This window comes from Chromobacterium haemolyticum, assembly GCF_009936155.1.
Taxonomy (GTDB): Bacteria; Pseudomonadota; Gammaproteobacteria; order Burkholderiales; family Chromobacteriaceae; genus Chromobacterium; species Chromobacterium haemolyticum.
Genome location: NZ_AP019312.1, coordinates 1,416,846 through 1,432,728, shown reverse-complemented (window position 1 = coordinate 1,432,728; position 15,883 = coordinate 1,416,846). Strand labels below are relative to the sequence as shown.

The window sequence follows — 15,883 nt, the reverse complement described above, 5'->3', positions numbered from 1 at the left end:
GACCTCACGGTCAGACCGGCGCCCGCCCCTGGCGTCTCGCTTACAGAGAGCGCGCCACTTCCACGATTTCGAACGCTTCCAGCTGGTCGCCTTCTTGGATGTCGTTGAAGTTTTTCAGCATCAGGCCGCATTCGTAGCCCTGCTTCACTTCCTTCACGTCGTCCTTGAAGCGCTTCAGGGAGTCCAGTTCGCCGGTATGCACCACCACGTGGTTGCGGATCAGACGGATCGAAGCAGTGCGCTTGATCATGCCGTCGGTCACCATGCAACCCGCGATATTGCCCACCTTGGACACCGGGATCACCTGACGGATTTCCACCGTGCCCAGGATCTGCTCTTTCTTCTCCGGAGCCAGCATGCCGGACAAGGCCGCTTTCACTTCGTCTACCGCATCATAGATGATGTTGTAGTAGCGGATGTCCACGCCCTCGCTCTCCGCCAGCTTGCGGGCGGCGGCGTCGGCACGGGTGTTGAAGCCGATCACGATGGCCTTGGAGGCGATCGCCAGGTTGACGTCGGACTCCGAGATGCCGCCCACGCCGGAGTGCAGAATGCCCACGCGCACTTCGTCGGTGGACAGCTTTTGCAAGCTGCCGGCCAGCGCTTCGTAAGAACCTTGCATATCGGCCTTGATGATGATGGACAGGGTTTGCACCTCGCCCTCCGCCATCTGCGCGAACATATTTTCCAGCTTGGCCGCCTGCTGCTTGGCCAGGCGCACGTCGCGGAACTTGCCGGCGCGGAACAAGGCGATTTCACGCGCCTTCTTCTCGTCGGTCAGCACCATCGCGTCCTCGCCGGCCTGCGGCACGTCGGACAGACCCAGGATTTCCACCGGAATCGCCGGACCGGCGGATTCGATGGCCTTGCCGTTTTCGTCCATCATGGCGCGAACGCGACCGAAAGCGGTGCCAGCCAGGACCACGTCGCCCTTCTTCAGGGTGCCGGACTGCACCAGCAGCGTGGCCACCGGGCCGCGGCCCTTGTCGAGGCGAGCCTCGACGATGATGCCCTTGGCCGGGGCGTCCACCGGAGCTTTCAGCTCCAGGACTTCGGCTTGCAGCAGAATGGCTTCCAGCAGCGCGTCGATGTTCAGGCCCATCTTGGCCGACACTTCAACGAACTGGGTGTCGCCGCCCCAGTCTTCCGGCACCACTTCGTGCGATACCAGTTCCTGGCGGATGCGCTCTACGTTGGCGCCCTGCTTGTCGATCTTGTTCACCGCCACCACCATCGGCACCTTGGCCGCTTTGGCATGGTGAATGGCTTCGATGGTTTGCGGCATCACGCCGTCATCGGCCGCCACCACCAGCACCACGATGTCGGTGGCTTTGGCACCGCGGGCACGCATCGCGGTAAACGCTTCGTGACCCGGGGTATCCAAGAAGGTGATCATGCCGCGCGGGGTTTCCACGTGGTAGGCGCCGATGTGCTGGGTAATGCCGCCGGCTTCGCCCGCGGCGACCTTGGCGCGGCGGATGTAGTCCAGCAGCGAGGTCTTGCCGTGGTCGACGTGACCCATCACGGTCACCACCGGGGAGCGCGGCAACTCGGCCATTTCCACAGTTTCGCCGCCGCCCAGCTCCAGATAGGCTTCCGGATCGTCGGCCTGAGCCGCCTTAGGCACGTGTCCCATTTCTTCCACCACGATCATCGCGGTTTCCTGGTCCAGCACCTGATTGATGGTTACCATCATGCCCATCTTCATCAGCGCTTTGATCACCTCAACGGCCTTAACGGCCATCTTGTGCGCCAAGTCGGCAACGGAAATGGTTTCCGGTACCAGCACTTCGTGCACGATAGGTTCAGTCGGCGCTTGGAAAGCGTGCTGATTGTTCTGCTTGTGACGGTTTTTGCCGCCGCGGGATTTCCAGTCGTTGCCGGCATCGCCGCCCTTGGTCCTCAGACCGCGGCCGCCCTTCTTGCCTTCATCCCAGCGATCGCCGCCCTTCTTGTTGCCGCCGCCCTTCTTGGCGTCGGGACGGCCGGCCACCGTAGCCGGAACCACAGGAGCGCCGGGCGCGCCGGCAGCCGCCGGACGCGGACCGCGGTTGTCGCCCGCCGGACGCGGACCACGGTTATCGCCTGCAGGACGCGGGCCACGATTGTCGCCTGCCGGACGCGGGCCGCGGTTATCGCCTGCCGGGCGCGGGCCGCGATTGTCGCCCGTCGGGCGCGGACCGCGGTTGTCGCCTGCCGGACGACGATCGTCGCGGCGCGGTTCGTCACGGCGTGCCGGCTCCGCGGCGCGTACCGGCTCGGGAGCCGGCGGCGGCGGAGGCGGCTGCAGCGCGGCCTGGCGGGCAGCCTGACGGCGTTCTTCGCGCTCGATCTTCTCGCGCATCAGCGCTTCCTGACGGGCGCGGAACGCGGCTTGACGCTTTTCTTCCGCTTCGCGGGCGGCAATCTCTTCCGGGGTCAGGATGGACGCCACGGTGGGACGCTGCGCCGGCGCGGCCGGCTTGGGAGCGGCCGGCTTGGCGGCTTCCTGACGCGGCGCTTCCGCCGGCTTGGACTCGGGCTTGGCTTCCACCGCTTTCGGAGCGGGTTCCGGCTTAGGCTCGGGCTTGGCTTCCGCTTTCGGCTCGGGCTTGGCCTCTACCACCGGCGCCGGTTCCGGCGCCTTCACCGGTTCGGCCGGGCGGGATTCCGCCGCGGCGGCGGGCTGAGCCGCGGACGCCTCTTCCGGACGCACCACGAAACGCTTCTTGCGGGTCTCCACCTTGACGGTACTGCCGTCGGCGGTCTTGATCTCGCTGGTAGACTTGCGCGTCAGGGCGATGCGCGACTCTTCGTCGCGCGCGCCGTGGGAGCGCTTCAGATAGTCTAGAAGCTGGGTCTTGTCTTGCGCGGATAGCGCGTCATCCGGCGAACGCTTGCTCACGCCCGCCGCGCCCAGCTGCTCCAGCAGGCGCTCCGGGGTGAGATTCAGCTCACTGGCAAATTGTTTTACGTTTGTCAAAACCATGCGTCTTCCCAAATTCTGTAAATTCTTTCCGGACAGGCCTTACTGGTCGAACCAGTGCTCGCGCGCCTTCATGATGACGGCGCGGGCGGTCTCGGCTTCCATGCCGGTCATGTCCACCAGATCGTCCACGGCCAAGTCGGCCAGGTCGTCGCGGGTGATCACGCCGCCTTCGGCCAGCTTGCGAACCAGCTCGGCGTCCAGGCCCTCGATATCGCGCAGGCCATCGGAAACGCTTTCCACCTTTTCTTCGGACGCAATAGCCTGTGTTAAAAGAGCGTCACGTGCGCGGCTGCGCAGATCGTTGACCAGCTCCTCGTCAAACCCTTCAATCTCCAGCATTTCCGCAATTGGCACATAAGCCACTTCTTCCAAAGCGGCAAAGCCTTCTTGCACCAGTACGGTGGCGACATCCTCGCTCACGCCCAGGGCGCTCACGAACAGATCCCGCACGGCGGCGTCTTCCGCCTGGTGCTTCTCTTCAGCCTCGGCAACGGTCATGATGTTGAGGTACCAGCCGGTCAATTCGGCGGCCAGCTTGACGTTCTGGCCGCTACGGCCGATGGCCAGCGCCAGCTGTTCCTCTTCCACCACCACGTCCATGCTGTGGTTGTCTTCATCCACCATGATGCGGCTGACCTCGGCCGGCGACAGCGCGTTGATCACGAACTGAGCCGGTTCCGGCGCCCACAGCACGATGTCGATGCGCTCGCCGCCCAGCTCCTGGCTGACCGACTGAACGCGCGAACCGCGCATGCCGATGCAGGTGCCCTGCGGGTCGATGCGCGCGTCGTTGGCTTTAACCGCGATCTTGGCGCGCATGCCGGCATCGCGCACGGCGGCCTTGATCTCCAGCAGGCCTTCGTCGATTTCCGGCACTTCCAACTCAAACAGCTTGGTCAGGAAATCCGGAGAGGTGCGCGACAGCACCAACTGCGGGCCGCGCCCCAAACGATCAATGCGCAACAGGAAGGCCTTGACGCGGTCGCCCACGCGCAGGTTTTCCTTGGGGATCATCTGATCGCGCGGCAGCACCGCTTCCAGCTTGCCGCACTCGACGACGGCGTTGCCGCGCTCGATGCGTTTGATGGTGCCGGTCACCAGGTGCTCGCGGCGCTGCAGGAACTCGTTCAGCAGCTGCTCGCGCTCAGCGTCGCGGATGCGTTGCAGGATCACTTGTTTGGCGGTTTGAGCGCCGATGCGGCCAAACTCCACCGCTTCCATCGGCTCTTCGATGAACGCGCCCACTTCGATGCGCGGATCGCGCTCACGCGCGTCGATTACGCCGATTTCCTTGCTTTCCGACTCCAGCAGCTCGTCTTCCACCACCAACCAGCGGCGGAAGGTCTGGTATTGGCCGCTGTGACGGTCGATTTCGACGCGCACGTCCATCTCGTCATCGGTAAACTTTTTCTTGGTTGCCGAGGCAAGCGCCATCTCAAGGGCGGAAAACACCACATCCTTGCTGACATTCTTTTCGCTCGCCAGGGCATCCACCAGCAACAAAATCTCGCGACTCATTCATTCCTCTCCGATTTTTGTCCTTTTGCGTGGCTTTATGGCCGTCCAGACATCAAAACTCAGGCTCCAGCCTGGCTTTGTCGATATTGGCAAACGGAATTGCCATGATGCGGCCATCCACATCCAGCTTCACAGAGTCTTCCTCGACCCCGGCAATACGACCGGTAAATTTCTTCTGCTGCTCGATCGGCATGCGCGTCTTGATCTTGGCAAGCTTTCCGGCGAAGCGGACGAAATCAGCCTCTTTCTTCAGCGGACGGTCCAAGCCCGGCGAAGATACTTCGAGTCGCTCGTAGTCGATGTTCTCGACCATGAAAAGGCGGGTGAAGTGATTGCTCACCTGGACGCAATCTTCCACGGTGATGCCACCCGGCTTGTCGATAAAAACGCGAAAACCGCCCCCCGGGGTCATTTCGAAATCGACCAACTCATAGCCGAGACCCGGCAGGGTGCTGTCCAGCAGCAAACGAACATCCATTGCTTTTTCCACAAATAAAAAATGGGCGAAACGCCCATCCCTAACCGACGCGATTGTAACCTATTCCATTGAAAAAGAAAACCGGCGAACCACCCGCCGCCAACGGACTCGGGCGGCTGTTTGCGCCGGACTTCTTTGCGAGCGGTTCTAGTTACGGTACATTACCGGGCACTCAAACAGCAGTTTGACGTCATGAGCGGCCAAGCCGCCGCGACATAACAAATATTATAGTTACCAAAAGGTACGACGCCCGCCGGCGCGCGACACGCTGGCGCGACTCTCGTTAACCAGCACGATGGAGAAACCGGGATTTATGGAAAAGGTGTGGCTCAAAAACTACCAGCCGGGCGTAGCTCACGAAATCGACATCAATCAGTTTCAATCCGTGGTCGAGGTTTTCGACCGCAGCGTAAAGAAATTCCATGACCGCCCCGCTCTGGCCTGCATGGGCAAAGAGCTCAGCTACCGCGAGATGGATCAGCTTTCCGGTCACTTCGCCTCCTATTTGCAGCATGAGCTGAAACTCCGGAAGGGCGACCGCGTGGCGGTGATGATGCCCAATTTGCTGCAATATCCGGTTGCGGTGTTCGGCACCCTGCGCGCCGGCGGCACCGTGGTCAACGTCAACCCGCTGTACACCCCGCGCGAGCTGGAGCATCAGTTGAAGGATTCAGGCGCGGAAACCATCGTAATCCTGGAAAACTTCGCCAATGTGCTGGAGCAAGTGCTGCCTCGCACCCAGGTCAAGCACGTGATCGTGGCCTCCATTGGCGAGATGCTGGGCTTCGCCAAGGGCATGCTGGTCAACTTCGTGGTGCGCAAGGTTAAGAAAATGGTGCCGCCATGGCGCCTGCCCGGCCATGTCCGCTTCAGCGACGCCCTGTCCCGCGGCGCGCGCGCGCCTTACAGCCCGGTGGAACTGGGCCACGACGACATCGCCTTCCTGCAATACACCGGCGGCACCACCGGCGTGTCCAAGGGCGCAATGCTGCTGCACCGCAATATTGTCGCCAATATGCTGCAGGCCGGCGAATGGGTGAAGCCGGTTATCCGTCCAGGACAAGAGATCATCGTCACCGCGCTGCCGCTCTATCACATCTTCTCGCTGACAGCCAACCTCATGGTATTCACCGAGGTGGGAGCGCTCAACATCCTGATCACCAATCCGCGCGACATCCCCGGCTTCATCAAGGAAATGGGCAAGTACCCGGTTACCTGCATGACGGGGGTCAACACCCTGTTCAACGCGCTGCTGAACAATCCCGAGTTCGCCAAGCTGAACTTCTCCACCTGGCGCCTGGCGCTGGGCGGCGGCATGGCGGTGCAAAAAGCCGTGGCGGACAAGTGGAAGCAAGTGACCGGAGTCACTCTGGTGGAAGCCTACGGCCTGACCGAAGCCAGCCCGGCCGTGTGCATGAACCCCCTGGACCTCCCCGCCTACAACGGCGCCATCGGCTTGCCGGTGCCCTCCACCGAAATGCAACTGCGCGACGCGAACGGCAATGAAGTGGCGCCCGGCGAACAGGGCGAGCTATGCATCCGCGGCCCTCAGGTGATGAAAGGCTATTGGAACCGCCCGGACGAAACCGCCAAGGTGTTGAGCCCGGACGGCTTCCTCGCCACGGGCGATATGGCCATGCTGACCGCGGATGGCTTCGTCAAACTAGTGGACCGCAAAAAGGACATGATTCTGGTATCCGGCTTCAATGTTTACCCCAACGAGATCGAAGACGTGGTGGCCGGCCACGCCGGGGTGCTGGAAGTGGCCTGCATCGGCGTGCCGGACGACAAGTCCGGCGAAGTGGTTAAGGTGTTCGTGGTGCGCAAGGACCGCGCGCTGACGGAAAAGGACATCATCCAGCATTGCCGCGACAACCTCACCGGTTACAAAGTGCCCAAGCTGGTGGAATTCCGCGACGAATTGCCCAAGACCAATGTCGGCAAGATTCTGCGCCGCGCGCTGCGGGACGAGAACAGCGGCGCCAAACCAGCCTGACGCATGCCGACACCATGAAATCGCCGCCGCCCGTCCTGTCGGGCGGCGTTTTTTTTGGACGCGAGACGGCTACACTTTAAAAAACCGTTTTATTGATAAACCTTGCCGCTTCCGGGTGCCCGATTATGTTGATGCTGCCGTTTTTCAAATTGATGGCCGAACGCCGCGCCAGCGATCTGTTCTTCACCAGCTTCTCTCCGCCGATGATCAAGCAGAACGGAGAACTGCTGCCGCTGAATGAAAAACCGCTGACCGCGGACATGGTCAAGCAACTGGCCTACAGCTTGATGAGCGAAGAGGAGATAAGCGTCTTCGAGCAGGAGCGGGAAATGAATCTGGGCCATCCCGTGCCCGGCCTCGGCAGTTTCCGCATCAATATCTTTTGGCAGCGCGGCTCGGTGGGCATGGTAGTGCGCTACATCCTGCCCAATATTCCTTCGTTGGATCACTTGCAGCTGCCGCCGATACTCAGCGAACTGATCAAGCTCAAACGCGGCCTGATCCTGGTGGTAGGCTCCACCGGCTCCGGCAAAAGCTCCACCGTGGCGGCGATGCTGCAAACCCGCAACCAGACCATGAGCGGCCACATCCTCACTGTGGAGGACCCGATCGAGTTTCTGTTCCGCCACGACAAATCCATCGTCAACCAGCGCGAGGTGGGCTTCGACACCCTCTCCTACGCCCGCGCGCTGAAGAACGCGATGCGCGAAGCGCCGGACGTGCTGATGATAGGCGAGATCCGCGACCCCGAAACCCTAACCCAGGCGGTCACGTACGCCCAATCCGGCCATCTGTGCATTTCCACGCTGCACGGCAACAACAGCTATCACATGCTGAGCCGAGTCATCAATTTCTTCCCGGCGGAAAGCCGTGCCGCCTTGTTGATGGACCTCTCCTCCGCGCTGAAGGCGGTGGTTTCGCAGCGCTTGATCCCCACCGTGGACGGCGCCCGAGTGCCGGCGATTGAAATATTGATCAACACCCCGCGCATTTCGGAGTTGATCCGAAACGGAGAGATAGACAAAATCAAGGAGGCCATCGAAAGCAGCATGAGCGATGGTTCGCAAACCTTCGAACAGGCGTTGTACCGGCTCTACAGCACGGGACGCATCAGCCTGGACGAGGCCCTGAGAAACGCCGACTCGCCCACCAACCTGTACTGGCTGATCAATCAGAGCAAGGAAAAAGCGGCGAGCGGCGACGATAAGCAAGCCGGCGACGAGCCGCCAAGCTTCGACAGCATCAAACTGGACCTGTAACCCACCCATGATTACTCTTTACGGCATCCCCAACTGCAGCACCGTCAAAAAAGCGCGCCGATGGCTAAGCGACAACGGCCTCGACTACCACTTCCATGATTTCAAGAAACAAGGCGCGGACGCCGCCAGCCTGGAGCGCTGGGCCGACGCGGTCGGCCTCGCCAAGCTGATCAACCGCCAGGGCACCACCTGGCGCGGGCTGCCGGACGAGGTCAAGGCCGGCGCCGATCAACTGCCGGCCGCCCTGGCCTTGATGCAGGCCACCCCCTCTGTGATCAAACGCCCGGTGCTGGACGCAAATGGCAAGATCAGCGTCGGCTTCGTCGAAGCCGACTGGGCGGAGCGCCTGCTGAAATGAGCGCAACCCTAGAACTAGCGCGGCAACTGATCCGGCTGGACTCGGTCACCCCTCGCGACCAAGGCTGTCAGGAGCTGATGATAGCCCGGCTGGAAGCCATCGGCTTTCGCGTGGAGCGCATGCGCTTCGGCGACGTCGATAATTTCTGGGCGCGCCGCGGGGACGACGGCCCGCTGGTCTGCTTCGCCGGCCACACCGATGTAGTGCCCACCGGCCCGCTGGAACAATGGGACAGCCCGCCGTTCGAACCCACCGTCCGCAATGGCTTGCTCTACGGCCGCGGCGCCGCCGACATGAAAGCCTCGCTGGCGGCCTTCGTCACCGCCTGCGAAGATTTTGTCGCCCTCCACCCTGGACACACGGGCTCCATCGCCCTCTTGATCACCTCGGACGAGGAAGGCGTGGCGGTGGACGGCAGCGTTAAGGTAGTAGACGCACTGGAAGCGCGTGGCGAAACCATAGACTATTGCATCGTCGGAGAACCCACTTCGGATCAAGCCCTGGGCGACACCATCAAAAACGGCCGCCGCGGCTCGCTGTCCGGCCAGTTGATCGTGCACGGCATCCAGGGCCATATCGCCTACCCGCATCTGGCCAAAAACCCGGTGCATCTGATGGCGCCGGCGCTGGCGGAACTGGCGGCGACGCGCTGGGATGAGGGCAACGCCTTTTTCCCGCCCACCAGCTGGCAGGTCTCCAACATCCACGCCGGAACCGGCGCAAGCAACATCATCCCCGGCCATTGCGAAATTCGCTTCAACTTCCGCTTCTCGCCGGAGAGCAGCGCGGAATCGCTGAAGGAGCGCGTCTGCGCCATTCTGGACCGCCACGGCTTGGGCTACGAACTGCACTGGCAGTTGTCCGGCCAGCCCTTCCTGACCCAGCCAGGCAAGCTTACCGATGCCCTCGGCCGCGCCATCACCGCCGTCGCCGGCCGCCAGGCCGAACTGTCCACCACCGGAGGCACCTCCGACGGCCGCTTCATCAAACGCATCGCGCGCGAACTGGTGGAGTTCGGCCCGGTCAACGCCACCATCCACAAGCTGAACGAATGCGTGGAGGTGGCCGACATCGAACCGCTGTCCGAAATTTACCGCCGCACGCTGGAGCAATTGCTGAACACGGACTGAGCTGAATTCCAGCTATGCTGAAACCGGTTGCGCCCAATTGGGCCAACCGGTTTTTTACGTGGAGACGCCCCTGTCTGACGCAGTGCCGACGCTTCCCGTCTCCCGCCTGAATGCGCAGCCCTTCAGCGAAAGGTATGATCCGAACCATGGAAGTCGAAATCGCAAAAATATTCATCGCGCTGCTGGTGCTGGTCAATCCGCTGGGCGCCATCCCCATCTTCATCAGCCTGACGCCCACCTCCAATCAATTGGAGCGCAAGAAGATCGCCAAGACCACGGCCATCGCCGTAGCCATCGTGCTCTGCCTGTTCGCCGTCGTCGGCGAAACTTTGCTGCGCTTTCTCGGCATCAGCGTCGGCTCCTTCCAGGTGGGCGGCGGCCTGCTGGTGATGCTCATCGCCATCGCGCTGATGAACGCCAAGCCGGGCCCCACCAAAACCACCAAGGTGGAACGCGAGGAGGCGGAAACCAAAACCAATATCGCCGTGGTGCCGCTGGCAATTCCGCTGATGACCGGGCCGGGCACCATCTCCACCGTGATCATCTATGCGACCACGGCTTCATCATGGGTACAGGTGGTTTACCTTTTGGTAAGCAGTTTGCTGGTGGCCATCACCTGCTACGGCGCGCTGGTACTTGCCTCCCCGCTGTCGCGCCTGCTGGGGCAAACCGGCATCAACATCGTCAACCGGGTGATGGGCATGCTGCTGGCGGCGGTGTCGGTGGAAATCATCGTGGACGGGATTTATCGGCTTTTCCCGCAGCTTGCCAGATAAAATCCCGTAAAACCCACAAACTTGGCAGGATTATTGTGTGGAGGCGATCAGCACAGTCCCACGCATCCAATACAGCATGAAGCGGGACCGGCCAGGGGAAGCACCCGTTTCATGCACGGGAAACTCATTGTTTTCACTTGAAGTTTCCCTAAATACCCGTCAAGCCCCAGCCCTGATCTGTATATAGACAGATTACGCTGTATACACATTTTCAAGAGCAACTGTTCATTGTTTGTACCGATCCCAAGCAGTACTAATAAGGGGTTTTCATCCAATGGTCATTTTGCCATGTCTAGCCAGCAAGCCGTCCCCATTAAAATCTATCCGCGCCTGACCACCGGCCGCTTCAACAATGTTCGGGTGTTCATGGTTCTCGCCACCCAACTGGTGTTCTTCGGCCTGCCTTGGTTGCAGTGGAACGGCAGACAGGCTGTGCACCTGGACCTGGAACAACACCGTTTCCTGATTTTCGGCCTCACTTTCTGGCCGCAGGATTTCATTTTTTTCGCCGCCTTGTTGGTGATCTGCGCGCTGGGTCTGTTCCTTTGGACCGCGCTGGCGGGCCGGCTTTGGTGCGGTTACAGCTGCCCGCAGACAGTCTACACCCAGATCATGTTGTGGATCGAACGACTAACCCTGGGCGATCACAACGCGCGCCGCAAGCTGGACGCCGCGCCGATGAACGTGAACAAATTCACGCGCAAAACACTGGCGCACGGGCTGATGGGGTTGTTCTCGCTAATCACCGGCTTCACTCTGGTGGGCTACTTCACCCCCGTGCGCGAACTGGCCGCCGCCGCACCCAGCCTGGCCTACGGCCCGTGGGAAAGCTTCTGGATACTGTTCTACGGCGGCTTCACCTGGCTGCTGGCCGGCGTGCTGCGCGAGAAAGTCTGTCTGCACATGTGTCCGTACGCCCGCTTCCAAGGCGCAATGTTCGACAATGACACCCTGATCATCTCCTACGACAACCGCCGCGGCGAACCACGCGGCAAAAGCAAGCAGGCGGCGGACAAGGCGCGCGGCAGCTGCATCGATTGCGGCATCTGCGTGCAGGTTTGTCCCACCGGCATCGACATCCGCAACGGCCTGCAATACGAGTGCATAGGCTGCGCCGCCTGTATCGACGCCTGCGACCAAGTAATGGACAAAATCCATGCGCCGCGCGGGCTGATCCGCTACACCAGCGCCGCCGCGCTGGAAGCCGCCGGCAAACCGAACCGCCCCAGCAGCAGCCATCGTCCGCGGGTCATCGTTTACTCCAGTCTGTTGGCCGGCATCATCGCCCTGTCCACCACCGCGCTGATCCTGAAAAAGCCGTTCAAAGTAGACGTTCTGCGTGACCGCGCGGTCCTGGTGCGCGCCACCGACGACGGCCTGCTGGAAAACAGCTACAACCTGAAGCTGATCAACACCAGCGAACAAGCGCAGCGCTTCAAGATCCAAGTGGAAGGCCTGCCCAGCCTGAGGCTGGACAAGCCTGGACAGGTGGTCGAAGTCGCGCCCACGCAAACCGAGACCGTCACCGTGCGGGTGCAGGCCGAACCCGAGCACGCCACCCGCGGCGCGCACGACATCTACTTTGTGGTCAGCTCGCTGAGCCATGACGGTAGTATGATCAGGGAAAAATCCAGCTTCATCGGCGAATGAATCTAGGACCGGCCGACGTTTTTTCAGCGCCAAGCAAACGTCGGCGATCCTAGGCAGTCCATCAGGAGTCAAGCCGCGGCGCAACGCCGCCGCGGTCCAACCGCCAGGAATACAATGAGCAAGACCAGTCAACTGAGCCAGCGCTTTCGCCATGCCATCGAGCAAGGCCATCTGCGCCCCGGCGATCGCATGCCCTCGCTGCGCAAACTGTGCCTGGACCACAAGGTCAGCATCACCACCGCCCAACGCGCCTACGCCGAATTGGAAAAACAAGGCCTGATCGAATCCCTCCCCCGCTCCGGCTTCCGGGTGCTGGGCCTGTCTTCGCTGTCGCTGCGCCAAGCGCCGCCGCTGCCGGACCACCCCGGGGAGTTCCGCGCCGAGCACCTGACCATGGCGCTGCCCATGCCATGGGGCTGCCCGTTCATGAACCCGGTGCTGATCAACACCACCCCGCTGACCCGCGCGCTGACCCGCGCGCTCAGCGATTACCGCTACGCGCTGTCCAGCACCGACAGCGAAGGCTACGAAGGCCTGCGCCGAGAACTGGCACTGCGCTACCTGGCCCAGGGCGTGGAGCTGGACGGCGAGGAAATGCTGATCACCTGCGGCGGCATGGAGGCGCTGAACCTGGCGATCCGCTCGGTGGCCCGCCTCAGCGGCAACGACTGCATGCTGGTGATCACTCCGGCCTTCCCGCCCATCTTCGAGCAATTGGAACACCTGGAGCTACGCGCAGTCGACTTCAACTGCCCGCCAGGGCAGCCGCTGGACCTGGAGCGGCTGGAGGCGCTGCTGATCCAGCACCAGCCGGCCGGCATCATCGCCATGCCCAATTTCCAACACCCCACCGGCCAGGTGATGAGCGATTCGCAAAAAGCCGCGTTGCTGGCGCTGGCGGAACGCCACCGCGTGCCCATCATCGAGGACGACACCTATCGCGAGCTGTACTTCGGCGAAGGCGCGCCGCTGCCGCTCAAAGCTTTCGACCAGCGCGGCAGCGTGCTGCACTGCTCCTCCTTCAGCAAATCGCTGGCTCCCGGCTATCGCGTGGGCTGGATCGCCGCCGGACGTTTCCGCGACAGCATTCTGGGCCTCAAACTATGCAGTTCGCTGGCCACGCCGCTGCCCAGCCAGATGGCGCTGGCCCGGCTGCTGGCCGGCGGCCATCACGAGGACATGCTCAGCCTGCTGCGCCAGCGTCTGCAAAACAATCTGGCCGCGCTGCAACAACAGATTGCCGCCCACTTCCCCGCCGACTGCCGGATGCCTAGGCCTCAAGGCGGCTACTTCCTGTGGGTGGAGCTGCCGCCCGGCGTCGACTGCCGCCGCTTGCTGCCGATGGCGATGCAACAAGGGCTGCACTTCGCGCCGTCCCAGATGTTCCACACCCCTGGCCAGGACACCGGCAACGCGATGCGGCTGAACTTCAGCTTCTTCGATCCGCTGCAACACCGCTCCGGCGTGCCCCTGCTGGCCGAACTGCTCAGCCCGGCCAACGTCCGCTAAGTCTCCTCAGGCCCGGCCACGAGCCGGCTCCAGCCGCTTGCGCTGCCCCAGCAGGGGCAGCAGCAAGGCGGCGGACAGCATGGTGGTCACGGACAGGGCGAGGAAAAACCCGTCCCAGCCCCAGGCATCGGTCACCTTGGCCAAGGGATAGCCGGACAGCGCCGCCCCCAGATAGCCGAACACGCCGACAAAACCAGTGGCGGCGCCCGCCGACTCCTTGTGCGCGGCCTCGGCCGCCGCCATGCCGATCAGCATTTGCGGCCCGAAAATAAAGAAGCCGATGAAGAAGAAGCTGCCGGCGATCAATAAGTAGTGATCGACGCTCAATGTCCACAGCAGCAGCACCGACAGCAAGATGCCCAGCGTGAAGATGATGTTCATCGGCACCCGGTTGCCGCGGAAAAAACGATCCGACCCCCAGCCTGCGACAATGGTGCCGATGAAGCCCCCCACCTCCAGCCAGAAAATCGCCGGGTTGGCCTTCAGCAACGCGTAGCCATGCTGCTCCTGCAGATACTTGTTGCCCCAATCGTTGATGCCGATGCGCACCACATAAACGAACAGATAAGACGCGGCCAGCAGCCAGATGAAACGGTTGCCGAACACATAACGCCGCAGCACCTGCGCCATCGGCAGCTTGGCGCTGTTCTTTTCCTGCTCCAGTTCCAGTTCGTCTCGCCGCCAGACGCCCACCGTAGGCAACCCCATGGACGCCGGCCGATCGCGCAAACGGACGCATAGCAACAGACCGACGGCGATGCCGATAAGGCCCGGCACGATCATGCCGTAGCGCCAGCCGTACCCCATCGCCAAGGCGCCCGCCAGCAGCGGGATCAAGGCTCCGCCGACATTGTGCGAGGTATTGCAAATCGCCCACCAGAAACCCCGCTCGTTGCGCGAGTACCAGGCCGTCATCAGTTTGGCGCACGGCGGCCAGCCCCAGCCCTGAAAGAAAGCGTTCAGCGTCCACAGCGCGGTGAAGGCCAGCAGGCTGCTGCTGAAGCCGAACAGAATGTTGACGATGCCGGTGGCGATCAGCCCCAGGCCCATGAAGTAACGCGGATTGGCGAAGTCGCTCATCATGCCGGACACGAAACGCGACACGCCGTAAACAATGTAGAACATCGACAGGATGGCGCCGCCGGCGGCCCGTTCCCAGCCCAGGTCGTCCAGCATCGCCGGCATGATGGAGTTGAAACTGCGGCGGGTGAAATAGTAAACGGCATAACCGGCGTACAAGCCCAGCATGATGTGGAGCCGCCAATGGCGGTAGCTGGCGTTGATTTCTTCCTGGCTCTTGTCTACCGGCGCTTCCGGCTGCGCGCGCAGCCAACTCAGCCATGGTCTCAGGGACATGTGCGTTCTCCTCTGTCCGCGCCGCTGCGACGGCGGCGCTGTTGTTACTGGCGCGTCTCCGCGCGCCTTGCCTCAACCCAGGCGCTGAATCAGATCCAGCGCCTCGCGATGGCGGGCTGGATCGCCCGCCGCCAATACCCGGCTGCCGCTGTCCAATGTGATCGCCCTGCCCTCCCAATCGCTGATCACGCCGCCGGCGCCCTCGATAATGGGCCGCATCGCCGCGTAGTCGTAGAGCTTGAGGCCGGCGTCCAGCGCCAGATCGGTGCGCCCGGAGGCCAGCAGGCCGTAGCTGCGGCAAGCGCCGCCGTAGACCCGCCAGCCGCTGCGCTGACAAAAGCCCTGCCATACCGGCCTTTCCTCCGGCAGAAAAAAATCCGGGCTGCTGACCGAGACGAAAGCCCGCTCCAGGCTGGCGCAGCCGCGGGTGCGGCATTCGCGGGCTCCGTCGCGCGTAAACAATAAGGTGGGCAATCCCTGACGCCCGATCCAGCAATCGTCCGTGGCCGGCTGATCTATCACGCCCAGCACTGGCGCCCCCTGATGCAAAAGCGCGATAAGCGTGCCGTAGACCGGCATGCCAGCCATGAAAGAGGCGGTGCCGTCGATAGGGTCCAACACCCACAGCCATTCCGCGTCTCGCTCCCGCGCGCCGAACTCCTCGCCCAGCACCCCGTGGCCCGGATAGCGCAACAGGATGCGCTCGCGCAGCTTTTGCTCAATCTCCAGATCCAACTGGGTCACCAGAGTGCGGTCCGGTTTGAACTGCGAACTCCAGTCAGAACGGGAAGCCAGCAAGTCGCGGCTGTCCGCCACCAGTTCCCGAGCGAAGCTCAGCCATTCGTCCAACTGCCCTTGGGAATACCGCATCATTCAAACCTCCTT

12 protein-coding genes are annotated in these 15,883 nt (G+C 62.3%); 7 read left to right on the top strand and 5 right to left on the bottom strand.

All coding sequences use genetic code 11. From position 1 onward, the window contains the following. Positions 1 to 40: 40 nt before the first annotated feature. From infB to rimP, 3 genes are read right to left on the bottom strand one after another with little or no spacing between them, the layout of a single operon-like run. Positions 41 to 2,968, bottom strand: coding sequence for a translation initiation factor IF-2 (gene infB / locus GYH29_RS06690; RefSeq protein WP_043591709.1), 2,928 nt, complete (start codon positions 2,966 to 2,968; stop codon positions 41 to 43). Positions 2,969 to 3,007: 39 nt separating this feature from the next. Continuing rightward, positions 3,008 to 4,486 carry a transcription termination factor NusA gene (gene nusA, locus GYH29_RS06685; protein WP_043591710.1) on the bottom strand — a complete coding sequence of 493 codons (1,479 nt, stop codon included), beginning with the start codon at positions 4,484 to 4,486 and terminating at the stop codon, positions 3,008 to 3,010. A gap of 52 nt (positions 4,487 to 4,538) precedes the next feature. Further along, a complete protein-coding gene (rimP, locus tag GYH29_RS06680; RefSeq protein WP_043591711.1) occupies positions 4,539 to 4,964 on the bottom strand; it encodes a ribosome maturation factor RimP in 426 nt (141 codons plus the stop codon). Positions 4,965 to 5,277: 313 nt separating this feature from the next. Here rimP and GYH29_RS06675 point away from each other — a divergent pair, with 313 nt between their 5' ends. From GYH29_RS06675 to GYH29_RS06645, 7 genes are all read left to right on the top strand, one after another. Then, on the top strand, positions 5,278 to 6,960 hold the full coding sequence (locus GYH29_RS06675; protein ID WP_107731745.1) for a long-chain-fatty-acid--CoA ligase: 1,683 nt from the start codon (positions 5,278 to 5,280) through the stop codon (positions 6,958 to 6,960). Positions 6,961 to 7,085: 125 nt separating this feature from the next. Next, positions 7,086 to 8,219 (top strand): PilT/PilU family type 4a pilus ATPase, encoded by a 1,134-nt coding sequence (locus GYH29_RS06670; RefSeq protein ID WP_161523401.1) that lies wholly within the window; start codon positions 7,086 to 7,088, stop codon positions 8,217 to 8,219. Between the two features lie 7 nt (positions 8,220 to 8,226). Then, the gene (locus GYH29_RS06665; protein ID WP_161523400.1) at positions 8,227 to 8,577 is read left to right on the top strand and encodes an arsenate reductase; all 351 of its coding nucleotides are present in this window, start codon (positions 8,227 to 8,229) and stop codon (positions 8,575 to 8,577) included. Then, positions 8,574 to 9,707, top strand: a complete 1,134-nt coding sequence (gene dapE / locus GYH29_RS06660) for a succinyl-diaminopimelate desuccinylase (protein WP_161523399.1) — start codon at positions 8,574 to 8,576, stop codon at positions 9,705 to 9,707. Before GYH29_RS06665 ends, dapE begins: the two co-directional genes overlap by 4 nt. A 146-nt stretch (positions 9,708 to 9,853) precedes the next feature. Then, positions 9,854 to 10,483: a MarC family protein gene (locus GYH29_RS06655; RefSeq protein WP_019103674.1), complete on the top strand. Its 630-nt coding sequence runs from the start codon at positions 9,854 to 9,856 to the stop codon at positions 10,481 to 10,483. Between the two features lie 288 nt (positions 10,484 to 10,771). Then, positions 10,772 to 12,133 carry a cytochrome c oxidase accessory protein CcoG gene (ccoG, locus tag GYH29_RS06650; RefSeq protein ID WP_081576071.1) on the top strand — a complete coding sequence of 454 codons (1,362 nt, stop codon included), beginning with the start codon at positions 10,772 to 10,774 and terminating at the stop codon, positions 12,131 to 12,133. Positions 12,134 to 12,247: 114 nt separating this feature from the next. Next, entirely contained in the window at positions 12,248 to 13,642 is a 1,395-nt protein-coding gene (locus GYH29_RS06645; RefSeq protein ID WP_161523398.1) for an aminotransferase-like domain-containing protein, read from the top strand. A gap of 6 nt (positions 13,643 to 13,648) precedes the next feature. Here GYH29_RS06645 and uhpC read toward each other — a convergent pair whose 3' ends face one another. Both uhpC and GYH29_RS06635 read right to left on the bottom strand, forming a co-directional pair. Then, a complete protein-coding gene (uhpC, locus tag GYH29_RS06640; RefSeq protein ID WP_161523397.1) occupies positions 13,649 to 14,998 on the bottom strand; it encodes an MFS transporter family glucose-6-phosphate receptor UhpC in 1,350 nt (449 codons plus the stop codon). A 72-nt stretch (positions 14,999 to 15,070) separates the two neighbouring features. After that, positions 15,071 to 15,871: an inositol monophosphatase family protein gene (locus GYH29_RS06635; protein ID WP_019100561.1), complete on the bottom strand. Its 801-nt coding sequence runs from the start codon at positions 15,869 to 15,871 to the stop codon at positions 15,071 to 15,073. Between the last annotated feature and the right edge of the window lie 12 nt (positions 15,872 to 15,883).